Origin of the sequence: Asaia prunellae JCM 25354, from assembly GCF_000613885.1 — a bacterium.
GTDB lineage: Bacteria > Pseudomonadota > Alphaproteobacteria > Acetobacterales > Acetobacteraceae > Asaia > Asaia prunellae.
Genome location: NZ_BAJV01000002.1, coordinates 27,819 through 49,706, shown reverse-complemented (window position 1 = coordinate 49,706; position 21,888 = coordinate 27,819). Strand labels below are relative to the sequence as shown.

General features: G+C 55.5%; 24 protein-coding genes, 3 tRNA genes and 3 pseudogenes. 11 read left to right on the top strand and 19 right to left on the bottom strand.

All coding sequences use genetic code 11. The features are described 5' to 3' along the window. Positions 1-160 precede the first annotated feature (160 nt). The 5 genes from JCM25354_RS15860 to JCM25354_RS01625 are packed head-to-tail and all read right to left on the bottom strand — an operon-like array spanning position 161 to position 2,455. Positions 161-397 carry a hypothetical protein gene (locus JCM25354_RS15860; protein WP_051537158.1) on the bottom strand — a complete coding sequence of 79 codons (237 nt, stop codon included), beginning with the start codon at positions 395-397 and terminating at the stop codon, positions 161-163. Positions 398-441: 44 nt separating this feature from the next. After that, positions 442-954 (bottom strand): lysozyme, encoded by a 513-nt coding sequence (locus JCM25354_RS01640; protein WP_025884719.1) that lies wholly within the window; start codon positions 952-954, stop codon positions 442-444. A 46-nt stretch (positions 955-1,000) separates the two neighbouring features. Then, the gene (locus JCM25354_RS01635) at positions 1,001-1,363 is read right to left on the bottom strand and encodes a hypothetical protein (RefSeq protein WP_025884718.1); all 363 of its coding nucleotides are present in this window, start codon (positions 1,361-1,363) and stop codon (positions 1,001-1,003) included. Continuing rightward, positions 1,347-1,943 carry a hypothetical protein gene (locus JCM25354_RS01630; RefSeq protein WP_025884717.1) on the bottom strand — a complete coding sequence of 199 codons (597 nt, stop codon included), beginning with the start codon at positions 1,941-1,943 and terminating at the stop codon, positions 1,347-1,349. Before JCM25354_RS01630 ends, JCM25354_RS01635 begins: the two co-directional genes overlap by 17 nt. After that, positions 1,940-2,455 (bottom strand): hypothetical protein, encoded by a 516-nt coding sequence (locus tag JCM25354_RS01625; protein ID WP_025884716.1) that lies wholly within the window; start codon positions 2,453-2,455, stop codon positions 1,940-1,942. Before JCM25354_RS01625 ends, JCM25354_RS01630 begins: the two co-directional genes overlap by 4 nt. Before the next feature lie 1,061 nt (positions 2,456-3,516). Between JCM25354_RS01625 and JCM25354_RS01610 the strand changes: the two genes are divergently transcribed. After that, positions 3,517-4,449 (top strand): restriction endonuclease, encoded by a 933-nt coding sequence (locus JCM25354_RS01610; protein WP_025884714.1) that lies wholly within the window; start codon positions 3,517-3,519, stop codon positions 4,447-4,449. Positions 4,450-4,540: 91 nt separating this feature from the next. Here JCM25354_RS01610 and JCM25354_RS01605 read toward each other — a convergent pair. The 4 genes from JCM25354_RS01605 to JCM25354_RS01590 form a co-directional block, all read right to left on the bottom strand. Further along, positions 4,541-4,617: transfer RNA gene (locus JCM25354_RS01605), tRNA-Arg, on the bottom strand. 24 nt (positions 4,618-4,641) lie between these two features. Beyond that, positions 4,642-4,718, bottom strand: a tRNA-Pro gene (locus JCM25354_RS01600). A 64-nt stretch (positions 4,719-4,782) separates the two neighbouring features. Then, complete coding sequence (gene gpt / locus JCM25354_RS01595; protein WP_025884713.1) at positions 4,783-5,265, bottom strand: xanthine phosphoribosyltransferase; 483 nt, start codon at positions 5,263-5,265, stop codon at positions 4,783-4,785. After that, entirely contained in the window at positions 5,265-5,618 is a 354-nt protein-coding gene (locus tag JCM25354_RS01590; protein ID WP_025884712.1) for a hypothetical protein, read from the bottom strand. Before JCM25354_RS01590 ends, gpt begins: the two co-directional genes overlap by 1 nt. A 96-nt stretch (positions 5,619-5,714) precedes the next feature. Between JCM25354_RS01590 and JCM25354_RS15855 the strand changes: the two are divergent. Beyond that, a pseudogene (locus JCM25354_RS15855) lies at positions 5,715-6,974 on the top strand (MFS transporter). Positions 6,975-6,993: 19 nt separating this feature from the next. On the opposite strand, the gene JCM25354_RS01570 reads toward JCM25354_RS15855, so the two are convergent. Beyond that, positions 6,994-7,069, bottom strand: a tRNA-Asn gene (locus tag JCM25354_RS01570). 112 nt (positions 7,070-7,181) lie between these two features. Here JCM25354_RS01570 and JCM25354_RS01565 point away from each other — a divergent pair. Next, positions 7,182-7,601, top strand: coding sequence for a substrate-binding domain-containing protein (locus tag JCM25354_RS01565; RefSeq protein WP_025884710.1), 420 nt, complete (start codon positions 7,182-7,184; stop codon positions 7,599-7,601). Beyond that, positions 7,556-8,158: an ABC transporter substrate-binding protein gene (locus tag JCM25354_RS01560; RefSeq protein ID WP_025884709.1), complete on the top strand. Its 603-nt coding sequence runs from the start codon at positions 7,556-7,558 to the stop codon at positions 8,156-8,158. The genes JCM25354_RS01565 and JCM25354_RS01560 overlap by 46 nt, the downstream gene beginning before the upstream one ends. Positions 8,159-8,197: 39 nt before the next feature. Here JCM25354_RS01560 and rnhA read toward each other — a convergent pair whose 3' ends face one another. From rnhA to ispH, 3 genes and pseudogenes are all read right to left on the bottom strand, one after another. After that, positions 8,198-8,674 carry a ribonuclease HI gene (gene rnhA / locus JCM25354_RS01555; RefSeq protein ID WP_025884708.1) on the bottom strand — a complete coding sequence of 159 codons (477 nt, stop codon included), beginning with the start codon at positions 8,672-8,674 and terminating at the stop codon, positions 8,198-8,200. After that, positions 8,667-9,628: pseudogene (gene thrB, locus JCM25354_RS15850) on the bottom strand (homoserine kinase). The gene rnhA and the pseudogene thrB overlap by 8 nt, the downstream one beginning before the upstream one ends. A 45-nt stretch (positions 9,629-9,673) precedes the next feature. Next, positions 9,674-10,687, bottom strand: a complete 1,014-nt coding sequence (gene ispH, locus JCM25354_RS01545; RefSeq protein WP_025884707.1) for a 4-hydroxy-3-methylbut-2-enyl diphosphate reductase — start codon at positions 10,685-10,687, stop codon at positions 9,674-9,676. 223 nt (positions 10,688-10,910) lie between these two features. On the opposite strand from ispH, the gene JCM25354_RS19655 reads away from it, so the two are divergent. The 5 genes from JCM25354_RS19655 to JCM25354_RS01530 all read left to right on the top strand — a co-directional run bounded on the left by JCM25354_RS19655 (position 10,911) and on the right by JCM25354_RS01530 (position 15,253). Continuing rightward, entirely contained in the window at positions 10,911-11,111 is a 201-nt protein-coding gene (locus tag JCM25354_RS19655) for a hypothetical protein (RefSeq protein ID WP_051537157.1), read from the top strand. Then, on the top strand, positions 11,108-11,476 hold the full coding sequence (locus tag JCM25354_RS15845) for a hypothetical protein (RefSeq protein WP_051537156.1): 369 nt from the start codon (positions 11,108-11,110) through the stop codon (positions 11,474-11,476). Before JCM25354_RS19655 ends, JCM25354_RS15845 begins: the two co-directional genes overlap by 4 nt. A gap of 92 nt (positions 11,477-11,568) precedes the next feature. Beyond that, positions 11,569-12,987, top strand: coding sequence for an alginate export family protein (locus JCM25354_RS15840; RefSeq protein ID WP_279379527.1), 1,419 nt, complete (start codon positions 11,569-11,571; stop codon positions 12,985-12,987). Further along, a complete protein-coding gene (locus JCM25354_RS22890; protein WP_279379526.1) occupies positions 12,882-13,262 on the top strand; it encodes an alginate export family protein in 381 nt (126 codons plus the stop codon). Before JCM25354_RS15840 ends, JCM25354_RS22890 begins: the two co-directional genes overlap by 106 nt. Before the next feature lie 50 nt (positions 13,263-13,312). Then, the gene (locus JCM25354_RS01530; RefSeq protein ID WP_025884706.1) at positions 13,313-15,253 is read left to right on the top strand and encodes an OPT family oligopeptide transporter; all 1,941 of its coding nucleotides are present in this window, start codon (positions 13,313-13,315) and stop codon (positions 15,251-15,253) included. Positions 15,254-15,332: 79 nt separating this feature from the next. On the opposite strand, the gene JCM25354_RS01525 is transcribed toward JCM25354_RS01530, so the two are convergent. The 3 genes from JCM25354_RS01525 to JCM25354_RS15835 all read right to left on the bottom strand — a co-directional run bounded on the left by JCM25354_RS01525 (position 15,333) and on the right by JCM25354_RS15835 (position 17,496). Beyond that, positions 15,333-15,944 (bottom strand): hypothetical protein, encoded by a 612-nt coding sequence (locus JCM25354_RS01525; RefSeq protein WP_025884705.1) that lies wholly within the window; start codon positions 15,942-15,944, stop codon positions 15,333-15,335. Positions 15,945-16,382: 438 nt separating this feature from the next. Beyond that, positions 16,383-16,922, bottom strand: coding sequence for a cob(I)yrinic acid a,c-diamide adenosyltransferase (locus tag JCM25354_RS01520; RefSeq protein ID WP_025884704.1), 540 nt, complete (start codon positions 16,920-16,922; stop codon positions 16,383-16,385). A 13-nt stretch (positions 16,923-16,935) separates the two neighbouring features. Next, positions 16,936-17,496, bottom strand: a complete 561-nt coding sequence (locus JCM25354_RS15835; protein ID WP_025884703.1) for a DUF4142 domain-containing protein — start codon at positions 17,494-17,496, stop codon at positions 16,936-16,938. Positions 17,497-17,587: 91 nt separating this feature from the next. On the opposite strand from JCM25354_RS15835, the gene JCM25354_RS01510 reads away from it, so the two are divergent. Then, positions 17,588-17,974, top strand: coding sequence for a DUF423 domain-containing protein (locus JCM25354_RS01510; RefSeq protein WP_025884702.1), 387 nt, complete (start codon positions 17,588-17,590; stop codon positions 17,972-17,974). Here JCM25354_RS01510 and JCM25354_RS01505 read toward each other — a convergent pair. After that, a complete protein-coding gene (locus tag JCM25354_RS01505) occupies positions 17,947-18,258 on the bottom strand; it encodes a hypothetical protein (protein ID WP_025884701.1) in 312 nt (103 codons plus the stop codon). The two genes, JCM25354_RS01510 and JCM25354_RS01505, sit on opposite strands and share 28 nt — an antisense overlap. Before the next feature lie 112 nt (positions 18,259-18,370). Here JCM25354_RS01505 and JCM25354_RS01500 point away from each other — a divergent pair, with 112 nt between their 5' ends. Beyond that, positions 18,371-18,919 carry a thioredoxin family protein gene (locus tag JCM25354_RS01500; RefSeq protein ID WP_025884700.1) on the top strand — a complete coding sequence of 183 codons (549 nt, stop codon included), beginning with the start codon at positions 18,371-18,373 and terminating at the stop codon, positions 18,917-18,919. Between the two features lie 42 nt (positions 18,920-18,961). Here the strand turns inward: JCM25354_RS01500 and JCM25354_RS15830 are convergent. Together JCM25354_RS15830 and JCM25354_RS01490 are read right to left on the bottom strand one after the other, a co-directional pair. Next, positions 18,962-20,642 (bottom strand): annotated as a pseudogene (locus tag JCM25354_RS15830) (M3 family oligoendopeptidase). A 36-nt stretch (positions 20,643-20,678) separates the two neighbouring features. Continuing rightward, a complete protein-coding gene (locus JCM25354_RS01490; protein ID WP_025884699.1) occupies positions 20,679-21,884 on the bottom strand; it encodes a pyridoxal phosphate-dependent aminotransferase in 1,206 nt (401 codons plus the stop codon). Positions 21,885-21,888: the final 4 nt, after the last annotated feature.

Here is a 21,888-nt window from a genome sequence, read left to right as displayed (position 1 = left end):
ATATTAATGAATTGAATATATTATTGCTAATTTCCTATATATCCCCTCCACAATACAATCTACCCGAAAATTACCTTTATAATAAATATATTAAAACCGAACTGATAAATTATTATAAGTAATATTATCGAAAATTATCTACTAGATGTCACTACCACCACTAATCGGACCGGTTCACATCATCTGCGTTGGACGCATGCTTGCTGTTCATCGCAATACGATTGACCAGCAAATAGATAAAAAGCCATTTCGACCTGGCGGCAGGTCGGGGCCAGAACCGCGCCACAATGGCGCACAACGCAACGAGAAATGTACCAATCACTGTCAGGTCGCTGGCAGTTTCGGCAGGAATGAAAGGAAGGATGGACGCATAAAGTTGCTGCCATTCCAGATCCATGCTGGTAACTCCTTTTCAGAAATCTCAGAAAAAAACGAGGTCAGTCAGACCGTGAACGGCACACCTGCGACCGGACGACCGGAATAAATGACAAGCTCCAGCCGTCTGCGCCTCTGAAGGCCCGTGGAGACGATCTTTTTATCCAAGCCAGAAAGCCTGTCTCTGACCGTTATCTTGTCCCAGACAAGCAATTGTTGCCCTGCCGCCGCATAGAATTTCCGGTTGAGTACACTAACAAGCGTGGATCTGCGCATTGCGTTGCTGCCCACATTGAATTGCCATGAAAGCAGCGCTCCTTCCTGCCAGGGGGTGAGGGGCACTGTGACAGAAACGCGCAGTTTCACGCGCAGCTCTGACAGTGTTTGCTGAACCAAAGCGATGGCCTCGGCTTCGGTAAAGGATTTGGTGCGGGCCGTGACAGGCGAGCCATCAGCTAGGAAGCGATTGCCAATACCGATGGTCCAGTAACCCGCAGGGCAAAGATAGGGCGCAAGACGCAGCCCCTCGATATCGTCCCGACGCAAAAGCGCCAGGGCGATTTCCAGTGAATCTGTCATGTCGATTTCTCTTTTTATTATTACGCCTGATGCAGTTTTTGGCGATCTATTGCCTCGAGGTGCTTTGATCCGGGATAATCACACCTGCCCGTCCCATCGCTTTGCGTAACATCGCATTCTGTGTGCGCAATTCGTCGATCAACGCGAGATACTCTTTCTCCCGCTCTTCGAGCTTGTCCACGCGTGCGTTCAGCCGGTCCAGATCCTGACGCTGTGATTCGATGGTGGCTTTCGCGCTCGACGCCCCGAAGCCGATCAGCCAGCGGATGGTAAAGAGCATCCCGCCGACAAGGGCAGCCCACCAGGGTTGCGGGGTGAGATTGTCAGGCATTGTCCTGCCTTTCAGGCGTGTTGCGTCCTCCGGAGCGGAATGGAGACGTTCGGGTAGAGCATCATCGCGCCCCGCCATTGTAATTCACGACAAGGGGAACAATTCTGGTCTGTCCGGGGCCTATGGAAACGCAGCCATAGAACCCGCCTTCCTGACCCGCATCGCTGGCGATCAGAACCTGTGAATTATCCGCTCCCCCGAAGGAGGCATTCGACCAGAATTTCTGGCCGTTCGTGATATAATAGAGTGTGCCCACGGTGCAGGTTGACGCGGTGGCCTGCTCATAGGTCATTTTTGGTGGCGTGAACGAGGCAGAGACCGCGAGCGTCTGGACTGTGCCACCTGCTTTGGGAAGATAGGTTTCAGCCGCCTGTCTCTGCGTCTGATAAGGGGCAAGAGCGGTGTCAAGATCGTCTTTCGTGACGGCCTGGTCCGCCAGCGCGCCGATGGCCGTTGCATTCTGCGCGATCTCCCGCCCCATGGTGCGGAACGAGATGACACCCGATCCATCGGCATTGCGCTCCGGGCCCAGAGGCGTATCCAGAGGCAGACCGTTGGGCGGTACGAATTGCGGCGCGGCGGAAGCCCCCGGCATCATGAGCAGGAAAACCCCTGCCACAAGCAGCGGGACGCGCCCGGAAAAGACGGTTCTCATCATGGAAGGTCTCCGGTTCGGGTGGGTATGCCCGCATTGTTCAGCCAGCCATTGCGGACCTCATCCGGGTCGGTCGGCAGGCTGGCCAGCCATTCATCCATGGCCTGGCTTGTGATCGACAAAGAGGGCGTCTGCGGTGCGGGTGGCAGTGGTACGGGGGCAAGAGAGGCGCGCGTGCCCACTGTAATGGCTACGTCCACCTGATGGCTGTTGCCATGGTTTGACAGCGCGCAGACGGTCACGATCTGCGGGCCGGGGCTTTTCCAGCGCAGCCAAGCGGTGACAATGGTGCCAAAAAGGTTGGTCCAGGCCTGATCGGCGACGGAACCGCACTCGAACAGAAAGGACGTCACGAACTCGCCTGGAGCAAGCAGCCCGTCAAAATCAACGCTGTAATCACCCCCGCCATGCAATGCCGCAGAGGGCCAGGCGAGGGCGGATCTGGAAGAAGGGCACGCGCCACCACCCGCCCCGTTGCCGGGGCGGAGAATATTGGCGCTTGGTCGCCAGGTCATGGATAGATCTCCCGAATAATCCCGTCAGGCGGACATGGTCAGAGACGCATTGAGCGTCGTGCAAATGCCACTGGGCAATGTCTTGCAGAGCACCAGATAGGCCTGACAGAAGTCCGTAGAAGCAGGCAAGCGGTCGGAGGATCGATTTGTCATCTGATCCATATGCCTTATCCAGCACACTTGCTCATGCCACTAGCCAAAAACAAGCCAATCCGTTCAGGAATTGACCAGATGCATCACGCAATACAGAATTATATGTTCATGCATTGTTCTTATTCTTTAGCACGAAATCAGTCTGTCTGGCCATCATAATTTTATGCTGACACTGGGCACCGCTTAACCTCCCCTCTGCCGAGTGGGTTAGAATAATTGCCCTGAGACACCTTCAGACCATGCTTAATACCAAAATTGATCGATATTTAATTAAAATATAGAATTTTTATAAGTATAGAAAATTAGAAAATTACTCTATTTCTATTATGCAGGCCAAGTAGTTCTGCCAAGCCTATAGCAGATTGGAAGAACCGTGAATTCATCAAATTACAGTTTCCTGAAGCCTCGTAATGAGCAACTGGTAGCTCCTGGCACCCTTGCCCGTAGCTGTTTTCCTGGCGATCGTTCTCCATCGATCATCAAACCGCGCCAGTTTGCCGAGCTGATCTCAGCGTATCACGTTGACTATCTCATCGACGGACGAGTTCGACACCTGCCTGCCTAACGTATCATCCCTGTTCTCCCGCCGCGCGCGCTTATTATTGGGCAGTGAAAACAGACGGCGTAATCCAGCCCAACATCAATGCGAAATAACTAATGGAATTCAGATTCATCTACCTTCTTCGGAAGAACAAGCAGGAATGACCCTCCCCCCCAGCAGCTGAGGTGACAAATACCCAAAAACTGATTGATCGTCCCGATCAGGACGTATTAGCCAAGACATTCAGGAGCGAATTGGTGCCGCGAAAACCAAACAATAAGCCTGCCAGCATGCAGCTCGGCCGTATTCGGGCGGAACGGGAAGCCGCACCGCAAGTCATATATGGATGGAAGGAAAAGTCGATCGCATGACCATTCCAACTTATCAGGATTTGATGCTGCCCGTCTTGCGTCTCGCAGCCACGAGTGAACAGCGTGTGGCTGAGGCGGCCGAACTTATTGCCAATGAGCTTGGCCTGAGTGCTGAAGAACGGGAGAAACTGCTCCCTAGCGGTGGCCAGCGTTTACTTCATAACCGCATTCACTGGGCAAGATTCTATCTATCAAAGGCTGGGCTGGTCACCTCACCCAGGCGCGGGCGATTTATTGCCACCGATACCGGCCGGACCTTGCTGGCAACACACCCTTCACAGCTTGGCGTCAATGAACTCAAGGGCTATCAAAGCTTCAACGATTTCTATAACGGGCAGAAGCCAAGTGAAGAAGACAGCGCCTCGACCGCCTTCACCCCGGCAGTCAATGTCTGTCACGTCGAGACTGATACCCCGGAAGAGCGGATTGAAGCAGCTTACCAGGCCATGGAATCGGCCCTCCGTGCGGAACTTCTGGATCGTATCATCCAGAACAGCCCGGCGTTTTTCGAACGCCTGATTGTCGATCTTCTGTTAGCCATGGGCTATGGCGGGTCACAGAGAAGTGCGGCAGCGCAGCTCGGCCGTTCGGGCGATGGCGGTGTGGATGGTGTCATCAACGAAGACCGGCTGGGACTGGACCGGGTCTATGTTCAGGCCAAACGCTATACTGATTCCGTAATCGGCCGCCCCGATGTTCAGGCCTTTGTCGGCAGCCTTATCGGGCACGGTGCCACCAAGGGCGTATTCGTCACCACCACCAGCTTCAGCAGCCAGGCCCGCAATTATGTCGAACACCTTAACCAGCGCGTCATACTGATCGACGGGAACCGGCTGACCAACCTGATGATCGAATATGGAGTCGGCGTTCGGATCAGTCGCAAAATCGAGTTCAAGCATATGGATGAGGATTTTTTTACAGAAGACTGATCCGTAACCATGCATGAAGATTTTATATGAGGCGACCAGAACACAGCAGTTCATAATGGCGCATACTCTGGGGGCCAATAATCAAGGAAACTGGCGCGCCCTGCTGGATTCGAACCAGCGACCCACAGCTTAGAAGGCTGTTGCTCTATCCAACTGAGCTAAGGGCGCATGCCTTTTGAACCCTGGTGGTAGTGGTCGGGGCGCCCGGAATCGAACCGGGGGCCTCTTGTACCCAAAACAAGCGCGCTACCAGGCTGCGCCACGCCCCGAACGCGCGGACCCTACCGCAACTCGCGGCAGGGTGAAAGATGCCGTATGCAAAAAAATGAAGAATTATCCGAGGTTACGTGCAAGAGGCGGCACGAAGAGCGGCGCCGTGTCCCACGGAAAGAGAACCCACGTATCCTGAGTTACTTCCATCACGTACTGATCCGTATGGGGTTTTCCATTCGGCTTGGCATAAAGACAGGCAAAATGCGCCTTGGGAAGAACCTCTCGCACGACCTTGGCCGTTTCACCGGAATCAACCAGATCGTCGATAACCAGAAAACCTTCGCCGTCGCCTGCCGCAACAGGTGCCTTAACCACACGAGGTTCTTTCTGGTCTTCGGCGCTCTCGCCAGAATAGCTTATCACCGAGATGGACTCGACGAGGCGGCAATCAAGTTCACGGGCGATGATGGCAGCAGGAATCAGCCCGCCACGTGTCACAGCCACGATACCCTTGAACGCACCGCGCGCCATCAGAGCCGAAGCAAGGGTACGCGCATCACGATGCAGCTGATCCCAGGTGACGGTTGCATAATTGGTAGCCATCAGAACAGTTTTCCTCCATCTGGCACCCGATGGTCCGGGCAGATCAGAACCATATCGCCGGAACGATCCGGCATACCGAGCGCCAGAACTTGATTCATAGAAGCGGAATGCAGCTGGGGATTAACCACAGCGCAAACCTGCCTGCCAACCAGCTGCGACGCCCCATAACGTTTCGCAAGGGCCATTGTGGCGCGGCGGACACCCAGAAGCGCCCCGAAATCGATCCAGAGGAGCATTTTCTCCCCCTCCTCGCGCGCTGAGGCAATGGTTCCGACACGAATATCAGGCTGCATCATGTCCGCAGCAACGGCAGAGGGCTGCGAGTCGGCAGCAGGTTCACGATCTGGGTTCATCGGCGGAAATTGCCTGCGCCGACAAAGAAAAGCAATCGAGCCTGAGAGGCTCCGCGCTGGCTCTGTTTCGTACGCTCTGTTTATAGTGAAACGGTAATGCCAGATCTCACATCCCCTCCCCCTCGCTCGTCAGATCCTGAAACCGCCCTGAGCGCTATCACCGGCCTTCGTCCCTTTCTCGCCTGCCGTACCCTCTCGGCCCTTTCTGCCAGGTTCTCGCCGTGGCAGTTGCCTGGCAAACCTACGCTCTTACCCATAGTGTCGCCGCACTAGGACTGATCGGCCTCGCACAATTCATGCCCATGCTGGCCCTGGTTTTCATCTCAGGTCATGTGGCCGATCGTTATAATCGCAAGCTCATCGTTCAGATCTGTCAGACTGTAGAAATCCTCGGCGCACTGGTCATGGCGTTCCTGTCCATGGCAGGCCAACTTGCACCTTGGGCGCTCTATGTCCTGGTCGCATGTTTTGGCGCGTTGCGTTCATTCGAAGCTCCTTGCCAGCAGACTTTTCTGCCCTCTCTCACCACCCCGGCCCAGTTTCCGAAGGCCGCTGCCCTTTCAGCCTCTCTTTTCCAGACAGCCTCTATCATTGGCCCGTCACTCGGCGGATTGCTCTACGGTGTGGGAGCGGATTTCTGCTATTTCACCTGCGCCATCGGCTTCTCGGTTGCCCTGGTTTCGACTTCGCTGCTGAAATTGAAACCCTATTCAGGCAGCCGTTCGCCAATGAGCCTCGAATCGCTCTTTGGAGGCATTGCCTTCCTGCGGCGGCGGCGTGACCTGCTTGGCGCTATCTCCCTCGACCTTTTCGCTGTCCTGCTCGGTGGCGCCACGGCCATGCTCCCGGTCTATGCCGATGATATCCTGCATCTGGGTCCAATCGGGCTTGGTATATTGAGAGCCTCTCCTGCAATCGGGGCACTTCTGCTCTGTCATACTTGCGCGCTATCCACTCAGAGGGCACGCGGGACCGATCATGTTCGCTTCTGTCGGCGTTTTCGGCATGGCTACGATCGTCTTCGGCCTGTCGCATACCCTTGCACTTTCGGTAGTTTCACTTGCCGTACTTGGTGCAGCGGATGTGGTCAGCGTGGTCGTACGCAGTTCCCTGACACAGCTGGCGACGCCGGATGGCATGCGTGGCCGCGTTTCTGCCGTGAACATGCTGTTCATCGGCTCGAGCAATCAGCTGGGGGAATTCGAGAGCGGCATGCTGGCCACCGCCATCGGCACGGAAGCTGCCGTCATCGCGGGTGGTATCGGCACATTGATCGTCGCAGGGCTGTGGATCAGGATGTTCCCGCGCCTGTGGGCACTGGATCGCCTCGATACGATCAGACCGGATGAACTATGAAATCGGAAAGGAAAATGCCTGGCTCCCGAAGTAGGACTCGAACCTACGACCCAGCGATTAACAGTCGCTTGCTCTACCAACTGAGCTATTCGGGACCGGCGAGGCACTATCTAGCGAATGCTTTTCCCGGGGTAAACCCCCCTTTGTCATTTTTTTTGCATATGGAGTTTTTCCTCTGATGGCAGCGCTTCCCGCCGTCTTGTTCTCATGGGTGCAGGCGGCGTTCTCCTTGCTACCGCTTTGCAAACGCGAAGCTTTTTCCACCGGCACAAGCCAATCAGAACGGATGGCAAGAAGCGTCATATCCGCCTGGCATGGCCCGAGCCCGACTACGATCCGCTTCTGTGGCTGTGCCAGCAGGGAATTTTCGGGCGCTATGACCTGACCGTTGATCTTGTGGAAACATCGGGAGGCAATAGTGCAATCGATGCGGTCGTAACCAGCCGTGCCGATGCCGCGCTAAGTCCTCTGCTCGACTGGCTGCCCGTCCTTTATCAGGATGAGGAAGACGAATTGCCTGCCGTCTGGCCTGTGGCGTTCGCGGTGGGAGTTATCGCCTGCTCGTCAGGCGTGACTTGCATATGCACAAGGTTGGCAACCTTGCTGGAAAAAAGATCGGCGTTCTGAGTCTCGAAGGGGCGGATCGGCGATTCATCAGCATTCAGCTCAGACGCCGGGGACTCCACCCGACTGATTCGGTAAAATGGGTAGCCATTCCTGCCGATGACATGGCCGACGCACTGCGGGCTGGAGAGCTCGATGCCGTGGCAGTACACGATCCGATCGGCTGGGGCATTCTGCAGGAGACGCAAGGGATCAGCTGGAACATGCTGGACAGCATGACAGGAGCAGAGCGCGAACGAATCGATCTGACTCTGGGTGTTGGCACAAAAGCTCTGGCACAGGATCCGGGGCTGGCCGCTGCTCTTACTGCGGCTCTTCAGGATGCCCAGCATGAGTTTCCCGCCCATCGTGATGAGCTGGCCCGGCTCTGGCAAAAGGACAGTGATGCTCCCGACGACGTCAAAGGAATGCTTGATCGTGAAATCGCCAGTCACACGGTAACCGGACATCCGTTCAGGATACAGGTCGAGCAATATGTGGATGAACTGAAACTGATTGGCGTCATGCCGGATGCCGACAAGACGACAGATATTGCCCATCGCATCTGTCTGGCCATCTAGGACAAGGAAAGGCGGCCAGGACCGCCTTTCCTCACAACCTCAATCGCGTTCGATTTTCTCGCGCGCTGCGGTGGCCATCTGATCGACGCGCTCGTTATTGGCATTGCCACTATGCCCACGCACCCAGAGCCATTCGACCTTGTGCTGCTTTTCAGCAGCCAGAATACGCTGCCATAGATCCAGATTTTTCACAGGGTCTCCAGCAGCATTTCGCCAGTTACGGCGTACCCAGCCTGTGTGCCAGCGCGTTATGCCATTACGCAGATATTCACTATCCGTATGCAGGGTGACATGACAGGGCCGGTTGAGAGCTTCAAGCGCTTCGGCCGCTGCCGTCAACTCCATGCGATTGTTTGTGGTTTCCTTTTCACCGCCGGAAAGGGCACGTTCATGCCCTTTTGAACGCAGCAAAGCGCCCCAGCCTCCTGGCCCCGGATTAGGCTTGCACCCGCCATCGGTCCAGATCTCGACAAAAGGCGCATCAGCGGGGAGCGCCTCCCTTTCCTCATCAGACATACAGAAGCTCTTCCGCATTAAGCCGCCATGCCATCAGCCGATGATAATAGGCCAATGGATCCTTGCGTGTGACAATGGCGTCTTCCGGCGTGTTGATCCAGTCATAGAGGCGCGTCAGCAGAAAACGCATTGCTGCCCCCTCAACCAGAACGGGAAGCGCGGATTTTTCCGCAGATCCAAGCGGCCGAACCGACTGATATCCCCCCATCAACCCGGCAATAAGGGTTGGTGACGGCGTCATTTCATCGGGGAAACACCAGGCATTGAGACAGATCGCCAGATCATAGGCAAGCAGATCCGTGCAGGCGAAATAGAAATCGATTAGCCGGAAACGTTTCCACCCTGAAAGAAAACATTGTCGGGAAAAAGATCAGCATGGATCTGACCGGTCGGCAGACAACCGGAATCAGGCCAGCCTTGCAGAATCCCACTGATGATCGCACCCAGCTCATGCGTCAGACCGGGACGAAGCTCATCCCCTGCACCGCGACAGGAATCAAGAAGAGGCTGCCAGGCGTGTGGGCCAAGAGCGTTAACCCTGTTTGCCCGGAAATCCTCACCCAGAAGGTGAAAACGGGCCAGAGACTGGCCAAGGCTGAAACAGGCAGAGGGTGTGATTGTCTCGATCGGTCGACCGGGCAGAAAGGTGGTGATCGCAGCAGGCTTTCCCATCAGACTGCGTAACGCCACGCCATCACGGGCAATAACGGGAGTCGGACATTTCAGTCCACGACGCGAGAGATGCTGCATCAGCCCAAGAAACCAGGGAAGTTCCTCAACCCGTACCCGTTTCTCATAGAGCGTGAGAATAGCCCGCCCTGAATCAGTCTCGACAAGATAATTGGTGTTTTCCACACCTTCAGCAATGCCGTCGACCTGTTTGAGGGCGCCAAGATCATACTCCGCCAGAAAGGCATCAAGCCTCTCAGGCGGAATGGTGGTATAGACCGCCATGAATCAGGCCCGGAATGATGGGGTCATGATATGTGCCCGAACCCCTCAGACAGGCTCGCCGAGAGGGCTCGGCAGACGAAACGCCACATTCTCTTTCTTCACGATACGCTCTTCGATCTGAAGCTTATACCGCGTTGACAGGGCATCGACCATTTCCTGTACTAGCGTCTCGGGTGCTGAGGCGCCCGCCGTGATTCCAACGGTACCAACCCCGTCCAGCACGCTCCAGTCGAGCGCCGCGAGCTTGGGAACGAGCAGAGCGCGCTTGGCCCCTGACCGCTCGGCCACTTCACGCAGACGCTGCGAATTCGATGAATTCGGCGAGCCAATGACGATCACCAGGTCGCTTTCTGGTGCAATCGCCTTGACCGCTTCCTGACGATTGGTGGTAGCGTAACAGATGTCTTCCTTCTTTGGCCCCTCAATCAAAGGGAAACGCTCGCGCAGGATGGCGACGATTTCCGACGTGTCGTCAACCGACAGCGTAGTCTGCGTGATGAAGGCCAGACGTGAAGGATCGGCAGGCTGAACCGTGCGGGCTTCTTCCGCATCGTTGATAAGCGTCACTGCCCCGTTGGGCAGCTGCCCCATCGTTCCGACCACTTCGGGATGACCGGCATGTCCGATCATCAGGATATGGCGTGCATCGGGACCACCGCCTGCAAAATGACGCTCAGCTTCACGATGGACTTTTGACACCAGAGGACATGTCGCATCCAGATAAAGCAGGTTGCGACGCTGCGCCTCGGCAGGCACCGATTTCGGCACGCCATGAGCGGAGAACACGACATGGCCATCAGCCGGAACCTCATCGAGCTCCTCGACGAAAATTGCGCCCTGTTCTTCGAGATTCTCGACGACCGTACGATTATGCACGATCTCATGGCGGACATAGACAGGTGCGCCATAGCGGCGCAGCGCTTCTTCTACTACACGTATGGCCCGATCGACGCCGGCGCAAAAGCCACGAGGCCCAGCCAGAAGGACACGAAGCGTTTGCGCCTCAGCTCCCTGTTCCGAGGACGCTTGCGGGCGTGAAGTGGTCAAGGTGTCGGGCATGGTGTTCCCCAATCTCACGGCAGGCGGTATATATGCGAACAAGCCCCAAGGCAGCACGCATGACGAATGATGCAACGCTTCGCGATATGGGCTCGCATATGGGAGCTACGCAACCCGTTGTCAGTATGCAAGCCCGACATTGTACGATCATTCGGCTAGGTGTCGCCTTATTACCATACCGCGCTCGTTTTCCGCACCGGTGAATAGACGAAGAGCCTTGTTCATGACCAGATCCGCCCGCCAGTTCCTGCCCCTTCTTGCCCTGATCGGTTCCTCTGCTGCCCTGACAGCCTGCGATCAGGATGATCAGAGCGCCTTCGCCCCCACTTGTCCCCCTGTCGAGATTCTGGGTCAGGCCGCAGATTTCTACCAGTATGACGGGCATGGCCTTGATGCCGGCAGCTTGTCACACATGCCTCCATGAGCGGTCTCACCGGCAATTGCGAGGCCGGACCCAAGAAAACCGTGCGCTCGCGTCTGAGCCTGGCCGTTACCGTCGAGCGTGGCCCGGCCTCCGATGGCAAGGATATCACCCTGCCCTATTTCATCGCAGTAGTCCGCGACGGCAAGATTCTGGAGAAAAAGGAATTCGATATTCCCGTCTCATTTGCGGGTAATCAATCTACCGTCTCGCTGAGAACCCCCGTTCGCCTCATTGATGTGCCAGCCTCCCCCGATCTCCAGCAGACCAATTATACCCTCAAGGTCGGATTCCAGCTCAGCCATGAACAGCTGGAATACAACCAGACTCATCTGCGTCCCGCCAAATTCACCATGCATACCAATTAATACACAATATAATGATGTGGTTTTATAAAATCACGTTGTAATGTGTTTGTACGGTGCTATTCTGGAGAACTCCTGATCTCCGGAATATCATCATGCGCCGACGTCACGCCCTGCCTTTCTTGTTTCTGTTTGCTGGCGTTTCATCCTGCATGGCGCAAGGTATGGTCCTTGCAACACAGTCCCGGGCTACCCCAGGCAAAACGACAACTTCCCAGCTTGCTGATCCTACAGCCCTGGACGAACATCTTACCGTCAATGGTGCCCAGCGTCCTGAAATCCAGAACTATCCACATGCTGGCCCAGTCGGTCAGCCACGTCGTGTCACCCCCCTGCAGAACAAGCCCCCTCACGGCACGCAAGGTGACTGGGGTGTATTCACAAGGGGCAATGGTGAGTCGGCAGGCTTTGGTCCGATCGGACGCTATGGCGTCGCTCCCTGGGCAGAAGACTGGTCGTTCCTTCGCGACAAGAAGCGCCATGATGACCTGTTCGACCCACTGAAATTCATTCCGCTTGCTTACAAAGGCAAGTGGTGGCTAACCCTCTCTGGAGAGACGCGCCTGCGCAACTGGTCAGAAGAGGCACCTTTCCTCGGCACAAGAGGTTCGCCTGGCTCGGGTCGCTTCGCTGTGCGTAACCTTTACGGGGCCGACCTGCATCTTGGCCAGCATGTACGGTTTTTCGGCCAGCTTGTGAACGGTGATGCCGCAGGCTGGGGTGGTTATGGATACAACGCCACATTTCGGAAGCGCCTTGATCTTCAGCAGGGCTTCGTCGAGTTGCGTACGAAACTGGCCAAAGCCAGGACAGGTCTGATTATCGGTCGGCAGCAATTTCTCGATGCGCCGTCCTACATTCTTTATAACCGTGAAACGCCCAATGTCCCGCTCGCCTGGAACGGCCTGCGCGGTTACGCCATCTGGCCACGCCTTCGCGCCGATATCTACGATTTTGTTGGCACAAACATCACCTTCAACAAAATGTTCCACGATCGAGTCGATTGGAGCACAAGGCTGCACGGCATAGACGTGACATGGGCCCCGCCCTCTTTCGCGCTGGGCCAGGAGAAAATCTCGTCCTTTCTGGATGTTTTCCTTATCGCCTTCCGGGTTGGTGGCAGCTCGGCAGCTTTGCCCTACAACAAGACCACACTTAACGGAACGACTGCACGGCAGAATTACGGGTTCCGCTGGTACGGTGGTGCACCCTCATTCGAATTCTCTCTTGGCGGACTTTATCAGGGCGGCAGCTTTGAACTGAACCGGACAGGCCAGAACCGCGCCGTCTCGGCTTACGCTTTCAATGCTATAGCGGGCTATCGTCACACGCCATCGCCGCTTCATCCTTCATCGGACTCCAGGCCGATCTTTATTCAGGGGGCTCGTCAAAACGAAACGATGGTTCAGTGGGGACTTACATCGCGCCCTTCAACCCTCAGACGAATTATCTCGATACGACAACCTATATCGCGCCGAGCAACCTCGTCAGCTTTTCGCCCGTCATTCGGCTGACGCCGCGCAACTGGCTCAGCTTTCAGTTCAAGAGCCCGTTATTTTGGCGCGCTTCCACAAGTGATTCTGTTTACGGTCCCTCAGGCGCCTATGCCTTCAGCAATCTGCATGGCGGCTTTGTCGGCATTGTGCCTCAGGCATCCCTCACCTTGCAGCTTAACCGCCATCTCACCTGGACACAGTATGGCGCACGCTTCATCGGGTCTGACGGTCTGCGCGCCGCAGGTGGCAAGAACGGAAGCTATTACCAGTCGAACTTCGTCTTCCGTTTCTAGACACTTCGTCGTAGGAGCTGTTCCTTACGCCATCGAGACAGAGAGACAGCATGACATCGGCGACACGGGAACTGACCATTCGAGGACTTGTTCTCGGCGCCCTGATCACAATCATCTTCACCGCCTCCAATGTCTATCTTGGCTTGAAAATCGGTCTCACCTTTGCCTCTTCCATCCCGGCAACTGTCATTTCGATGGCGGTATTACGGGCACTCGGCGGCAGTACAATTCTGGAAAACAACCTTGTCCAGACCCAGGCATCCGCGGCAGGAACGCTAAGCTGCGTTTTCGCTACCATACCCGGCCTTGTCATGATCGGATTCTGGAGCGGTTTCCCTTATTGGGAAAGCTTCTTCATTACACTACTTGGTGGCGCGACAGGCGTATTGTTCACCATTCCTCTCAGACGCGCACTGGTTACCCATAGCGCTCTGCCTTACCCGGAAGGTGTCGCCTGCGCTGAAATCCTGCGTGTCGCCTCGCCGGAAGGGAATCAACGGGCACTCCAGGCCCTGATCAGGGGCAGTCTGATTGCAGCCTCCGTAACATTTCTGAGCACCGGATTGCGTATAATCAGGGATGGATGGAGCACGACTCTCTCGCTCGGCCCCTCGATATTCCGCCTTCAAGGGGCCTATTCCCTTGCTCTCATCGGCACAGGTTATCTCGTCGGACTAGGCGGTGGTCTGGCCATGCTGGCCGGGGTCCTGATTGGCTGGGGGATCGGCATACCCTGGCTTTGTCTTATCATTCCCCATCCGGCGTCACTCTCGAATGCGGATTTTGCCACCGATCTCTGGGTCCACAAAATCCGTTTCATGGGGGCGGGAACAATCGCGGTTGCTGCCTGCTGGACGGTTTTTTCCCTCATGCGGCCTGTATTACGGGGTCTGCGCGAGGCATTTTCTCAAACCCATCGGGCATCTCTGGAGGAAACGGATCGCGATCTCCCCCCTCTCGTCATGAACTTGTTGCTTGTTGCTCTCATTCTGGGGCTCGGTGCACTTTTTACGCTTTTTCTATGGCCGATCACCCAGCATGACATCACTCTGCTGATCATGCTCGTACTGGGGCTTGCAGCCTGTCTTTTTATCGGTTTTCTGGTCGCAAGTGCCTGCGGCTATATGGCCGGTATTATCGGATCCTCATCATCGCCGATTTCGGGGATCTCGATCATCAGTGTCGTCACGCTCTGCCTTGCGCTGCTCGGACTCGAAACGCTCCATCTGGTACCTGAGGCTCTTTCTGCGCATGATCAGCATAGCGCGATTGCCTATATCCTGTTTGTACTGACCGCCCTGACTGGCTCAGCAGCAATTTCGAACGACAATCTTCAGGACCTGAAAACCGGACAACTCGTCGGTGCCTCGCCCTGGAAACAGGAAATCGTCCTTCTCGTCGGATGCGTCGTAGGGGCGCTGGTCATCCCACCCGTTCTGAACGTGCTTTATCAGGCCTATGGTTTCGGCAGCAGCCTGCCTCGCCCGGGTATGGACCCGTCGCACGCTCTTGCCGCACCGCAACCTGCCCTGATGGCCGATATTGCCCGGGGCATTCTGCTGAGAAATCTCGACTGGACAATGATCCTCATCGGCGCCTTTGTCGGCATAGGACTGATCGCCATCGACCGGCTGTTACAGATCAGGAATCTGGCCTTGCCGCCTCTGGCCGTCGGTATGGGCATTTATCTGCCACCGGATGTTTCGGTAACCATAGCCCTTGGCTCCGTCATTGCATTCTTTTTTGACCGCACTGCCCATAATGCGTCTCATGGCGATGACAGTACAGGCACCATGATTGCGTCGGGTTTCATTGTGGGGGAGAGCCTTATCGGTGTCGTAATCGCCATGCTGAGCGGCATGACCGGCCATACCGATCTGCTGGCCTTGCCCGTCAGCATGCAGTTTCAGAACCTCGCTGGAGCCGGAATTTTTGCTCTTTGCCTTGTCTGGTTCGCCATGACCCTGCGCAGAGCCAGTCGCCCTACATGAAAAAAAGCCGGGCACTGACACTCCCGGCTTCCTCGACAACACTATGAATTACTCGCCTGGATATAGAAGAATCAGAGGGTCATTCTTTCCACCAACGCACTGGTTCAGGTTCGTCAGACAAGGGAGCCGCTTCACGGATACGGGGCGGACGGCCCCTGCCCCGCTTGACAGGCTGTGGAGCAATGAGATTGTCTTCAGCCGTTTCAGCCCGCTGCTTCTGGCTGTCTTCGCGTAAACGCGCCAGCTGCGCCTGAGCCTCAAGCAAGGTCTGCTCAAGCTCGGCACATTTTGTTTTGAGTTCAGTTACATGCAGTTTTTCATGCACGAGATGCGTCTCAAGCGTCCGTAGCTGCACCTGCACATCCCCGAGATCACGCTGTGCATCTTCCGCACGACGTTGCTCCAGCTTCAGCAGATTACGTAATCTGGTCAATTCTTCACTATGATCATCAGACTGTACCGCGTTGGCACGCAAGGCACCACGCGACACCTGATGATGTTCGACCACAACCTGGCCTTCCTGAACAAAACGACGACGACGCTGATCAGGTACACTCTTTTTATGACCTCCCGAGAGAGGCTTACTGTTATTCTTTGCACCAAGACGCTCAAGCGCGAGCCTGAGAGAATCCTCGCTGAGCTCCCCGTCTTGACTTGTATCCTTGTTATAAAATTCCGAGTCGATACTCACTTTGTGTCTTCCGATTTGAGGAAATCAACTGCACCAAACGCATCAACTCTGCCTCACCCGCGCGTCTTTCACGCTTGATTGCGGCAGCATGCCCGGTTTGTTGTGAACAACTACTAACTGAAAACCCTATACATGTCACGCACGTGTAGAAAGATATTAAAAATAATTCCATAATATCTGTTACTTGAAAAAGGAAAGAAAATGTAGCGTCAAAATCCTGTTAATTATTGATGTGCGCTTCCCACTAAATGAAGCGATTTACGCGATACGCGCATACTCCAGAAGGGTGAAGTAGAATCAATCTCAACCTCAAGAAACCATGACAGAGCCAAAAAATACTGGAACACGTATTATCACAGAAATTTGTTTCAGGGTAACTTTCGTTTCGTTTCCGTGAAAGTTTTTGGACAGAAAGCACTTTTGCGTCTCGTCAACGCGTCAGCCTGTCTCGCGTTTCCATAATATGTCTGCCTCTCCGTCATTATTCATATGACGTGCAAGAACAAAAAAGTAATCGCTCAGCCGATTCAAGAAAACAACAGCTGATGCAAGACGCGAGAGCTCAAGAGCAACCAGACGTCTTTCGCTTCGCCGCGCCGCAACACGCGCCATATGCGCCCACCCCGCACCCGGAGTTCCTCCTGGCAGGACGAAACTTGTCAGGGGAAGCTGCCTGTCACGCAGCGCAGCGATTTCAGCCTCAATCCACAGCACGTTTTCTTTGAACAACGTCACGTCATATTCACGTTCGGGGACGCACAGAACAGCTCCCAGATCGAAAAGCAGATTCTGGATACGCGCGATTTCCGGGCGATTGGGACAATGGATCCGCAAGAGACCCAATACGGCGTTGAGTTCGTCGACGCCTCCCATGGCCTCGATTAGGGAATCATCCTTGCGGACACGCTCCCCGTTTCCGAGCGAGGTCATGCCCCCATCTCCGCCTCGTGTGACGATCCTGTCCAGACGTACGCTCACCGGCTTTTACCTTTCAACGGGTCTTTTTGTGCGATTTGCGTACGGCAAGCTGCGGCAGCCAGCTATAGGCAGAGGAGATCACCCCCTGATCAAGTTTTTGCAGCGAAGTCGCGGCATTCTTGAGATCGCTGTCCTTGGTCGTGGAGAAAACCGAGGCGATCGATCCCTCATTTGCCCGCGTCTCGTCACGAATGGTCGTCATATAGGCACGATCAAAAGCTGGCCCGTGAAGATGATCGAGACGATCAATCTGCGCCTTGTCATTCGCCAGAGGAGTCTCGGTCAGCGAAAGATCGTGTTTGCCTGCCAGTGCAGCGAGCGTCTTGCGATGAGCTTCGTAATCCGCAACCGTGGTCTTGGCAAAGGACTTTACTTCTCCCGAACGCGCATGATCCGCGGCAAGCTTGCCAAGTCCGATCTGAGTCAGATCGTGTTCGTTGGCCTGCTGGAGAAAGGCCGCATCGGCAGTTGTGAACGGAGGTGCCTTGTCAGGCAAAGGCGGCAGACGCGGATAGCCGGGGGTGCAAGCGCAAAGTGGCAAAGCTGCCAAAGCGATCCAGAGACCAGCTTTCATGGTAAAGACCTCTAACTTTATGTTTTGTAAAGGCTGGCACGAACTGCCGATAGCCTCGTTTGAACTAGCAAAGAACGAAAGTGTTTCGCGAATGATGCCCTGGCAGCGTCTTATTTTTTGTTTCTGCGGCATGGGCGGCTGCCTCGCTGTCATGCTTGCCGCACTTGGTGCTCATTTACCCGATCATGCTTTCATCGCCGGTGGCAGGGTCATGCTGTCGCGCGGTGTCGAGATGCTGATATGGCATGTATTGGCACTGCTTGCTCTGGCCGTGAGCGGCTTACCGATCATGCGCTGGGTAGCCTTGCCAATGGGAGCAGGCGCTCTGGTTTTTACTCTTTCTGTTACCTCTCTGGCGCTGCATGGACCCGATATCGCATTTCTGGCACCATTCGGCGGCACACTGACCATGCTGTCCTGGCTGGGCCTGACTGTTATCGGATGCCTGGCTCACCGTTTCAGACGTGAGACAAGATAGACCAGCCCCATCTGAATTCCGAGGGCAAGCAGAAAACAGCAGAGCATGATCCCGATCAGGATAAGCTGCTCACGGCCAAGGCTGGTATCGATACCCAGCAGCGTATAAAGCGCCTGCCAGCTATTGGTACCAGCAATCCATTGCACCCCGTGCGACAGGAACGGCACGAACCGGATCAGACAAGCCAGAAAAAGCGTCAGCCCGACGAGACTGATAGTTCGCAGCAGGGTCGTGGTGACAGATATTTCTCCTTGGGTTCCAGCGATATCATCACCTTGTTTCATTCCATATCCCCTGCACTCTTGTATTCCCCGACAGAACAAAACATTTCATAGTTTGGCGGATTTTCAACCACCCGTTCCCTAAACCTTTTTTTCGCTTCGAAAGGCCTGCATCGTGCTGAAACGCAAATCTGGCGTCCTGACCTCCCTTGTCCTTGGCCTGTCCGCCCTCGCTCCGGTTGCAGTACCGCTTGGAAGCACTATCGCCCTTGCCGAAGAGGGCCCTCCTGCTCCGCCCAGAATTGACAGCTCGGTACAGATAACGCCGGCAAAAGACGTCTATCCTGACATTGCCCTTGCCAAGACCCAGGTTGAGGAAGCTTTTGCGACGGCAGCACGAACGAAGCGAAAAGTGCTGATCGACTTCGGCGGCAACTGGTGCCCTGACTGCCGTATGCTCGCAGGTGTATTCAACCAGCCAGAAATTGCGCAGTGGCTTGAGTCGCAATTCGTCGTCGTACCTGTGAATGTCGGACGTATCGACAAAAATCTTGATATCGCGCAGCAATTCGGGGTTACGATCCATGAGGTGCCGACTGTCCTGATCGTCACGCCGGGCCGCAAGCTGCTCAATGCTGATGGCGCGAACACGCTCGGCAATGCCCGTGCCATGTCGTCACAATCGGTGCTTGATCTGCTCGACAAGTGGAATCGCCGCGGCTGATATCTTGGTGTTACTCCCTTCTTTGCAGAAGGGAGTAACGTATCACATCATCAGCATCTGCTCGGCTTCACCGACAATCTCGGCCAGAGCATCATCTTCGAATGGCACAACCAGACCTGCATTACGCACCAGGGTGCAAAAAGCCTGGCTGCCCCCAGCTTCGCAAAGCCCTCGATAAATTTCGAGCGCGCGACCGGCATCCACCTGGGCAATCAGCCAGATCTGCAAAGCCACACACAACGCAAGCGTATAATCGATATAGTAGAAAGGTGAGTTATAGATATGGCGCTGCGCCTGCCAGCGGCCACCCTTTGCCGGATAGGCAAGATCTCCCAGTCGCGCCAGGGCATATAGTGTTTCTCCAGACGCAGCCATGTTGCATGCCGTTCCTCAGGCTCATGCCGGGTTTGGCATAGATCTCATGCTGGAAATGATCGACACAGGCTCCATAGGGCAGAAAGCTCAGACTCTCGATCAGATGCAGACGGCGATACCGCTCGCCAGCCCCTTCTTCCACCAACAGATCGATTTCAGGCCAGGTGAGGAACTCAAGCCCCATGGAATGGATCTCCGCGCCTTCCATGGTCGGCCAGAGCATATCAATCACGGGTAAATGACGGCTTTTCCAGTTCTGGAAGGCATGACCCATTTCATGGGTAAATACACCAATATCACCATGGGTACCGTTGAAATTGGCAAAGATGAAAGGCGTACCCTGCGTAGAAAACGACGTACAGAAGCCGCCCCCTGCCTTACCGGCACGGTTCTTCAGATCAAGATAGTTTTTATCAACCATTTCAGAGAAGAATGCCGCCATTTCCCCGGTCTCGTCGAGGCGGGCAAACATCTCTTTGGCACGGACAAGCATCATGTCGTAATCGCCCGCAGGGCCAGGATTTCCCTGCGGGTCGACCAGCGCCTCATCCCACGCCTTCAGGCTTTCCCACCCCATTTCAAACTGCCGCCGCTGTAAAAGCGCCTGAACCAGAGGGGTTACATGACTCACTATGCGATCGCGAAAACGTGCCACATCCTGGGCAGTGTAATCTGTGCGTCGCATACGGCGATAGCCAAGCTCGACATAGGATTCAAATCCCAGAGCATGGGCCATATCAGTACGTAGACGCACAAGATCACCAAACAGACGATCAAGCTGGGCGCCATTCGCCTCGTAGAAGTCCCAGCGTGCCGCCTCTGCTTCGTGACGCGTTGCGCGATCAGCATCCTGCTGAAATGGCTCAAGCCCGGAAAGATTGTGGGTTTGACCTCGAAACGTAATCTCGCCAGCGGCAAGAAGGGCAGTATATTCAGCCGAAAGACGGGCCTCTTCTGCCAGCATGGATTCGATACGGACATCGAATGTGGTGATATCGGCTTCCCACAAAGCGATTACATGAGCATCAAGATAGGGCGCCACCTCTTCTCTCCGCGCCAGAACGAGTTTCTTTATCTGCGTTTCGAGATTGGTGGCATAAGGGGTCAGACTGTCGGCATAATCGCGTGCTGCCACATGGTCGGCATTACGGGTATCCTGGGCAAAACGCAGCTCTACCAATGCAGCCCAGGACTCATAGGCACGACGTTGTGCGTCAAAAAGTGCAAGCCCGCCCACAAGATCATTATTATCCAGCGCAGCACCAATTGCAGCATAGGCCTGATCGAGCGTTGCACGCGTCGGGGTCGGAAAATCCAGAGAACTGAATTCGGGAAAGGATGTGATCATGGCTTTATGGTCGCATTCCGGCCCGGCTTCGTCCAGTCAGGACAGTTCCAGGAGAAACCGCTCAAGCCGGATGCAGGCTTCCACCAGAAGCTCGTCTGATGCGGCCACAGACAGACGTATGTGACCCATCTGACCAAAGGCACTCCCCGGCACGACACTCACATGCGCCTCTTCAAGCAGCGTTTCGGCAAATGCAACATCATCGACAATCCTGCGACCGCCCATACTGGTCTTGCCAAGTGCGCCGGCAATACCGGGGAAGACGTAGAAGGCCCCTTCAGGCATAGCGCAGGTAACGAAAGGCATAGCGCGCAGTCTCGACACCACGAGGTCACGGCGGGCCTGATACACCTTGCGCATGGCGTCACGACCGGATGCAGGTGTCCCGAGCGCGGCGATGGCGCCTGCCTGGGCCAGGGTGCAGATGCCTGATGTTGCGTTGCTCTGGATACTTGTCATGGCTTTGATCAAGGCTGCGGGCCCGCCGCAGAATCCGACACGCCACCCTGTCATGGCATAGGCTTTCGCCATACCGTTGATGGTCAGGATACGGTCCCCGAGATCAGGGGCGACACTCGCCAGAGAGACATGAGCCTTTCCGTCAAAAGTCAGATGCTCGTAGATCTCGTCTGCCATGACCATGACATGAGGCGCATCGCGCAGCACGGCAGCAATTGCCTCGAGATCGTCCCTCTCCATAATCGCGCCACTGGGATTATTCGGGAAATTGAGGACCAGCCAACGCGTACGCGGGGTAATGGCTCGCCGAAGCCCTTCCGCCCTGAGCCGGAACTTGTCCTGTTCAAGGCAGACCACCGGAACGGAGACGCCTCCCATCATCTGGGCGATGAGAGGGTAGCTTACCCAGTAAGGCGCGGGAACGATTACCTCGTCACCCGGGTCGATACTGGCTGCAAAAGCGTTGTAGATGAGTTGCTTGCCACCGTTGCCGATCAGGATTTCATCAGGAGCGTAGCTCAGGCCATTCTCTTCGATGAATTTCCTTGCCACAGCAGCCTTGAGTGCAGGCTGTCCGCCAACCGGCGGATATTTGGTGTCGCCCCTCAAGCCAGCCTGATAAGCCGCCTCGACAGCTTCGGGAGGTGAAGGGAAATCCGGCTCACCCAGAGCCAGGGAGATCACATCGACACCCTGCGCCTTGAGCGCCCTTGCTTTCGCCGACATCGCGATCGTGGCGGGCTGTGGCAGCCCCTGAAGACGCTGTGCCAGACGAAAGCTCATGATC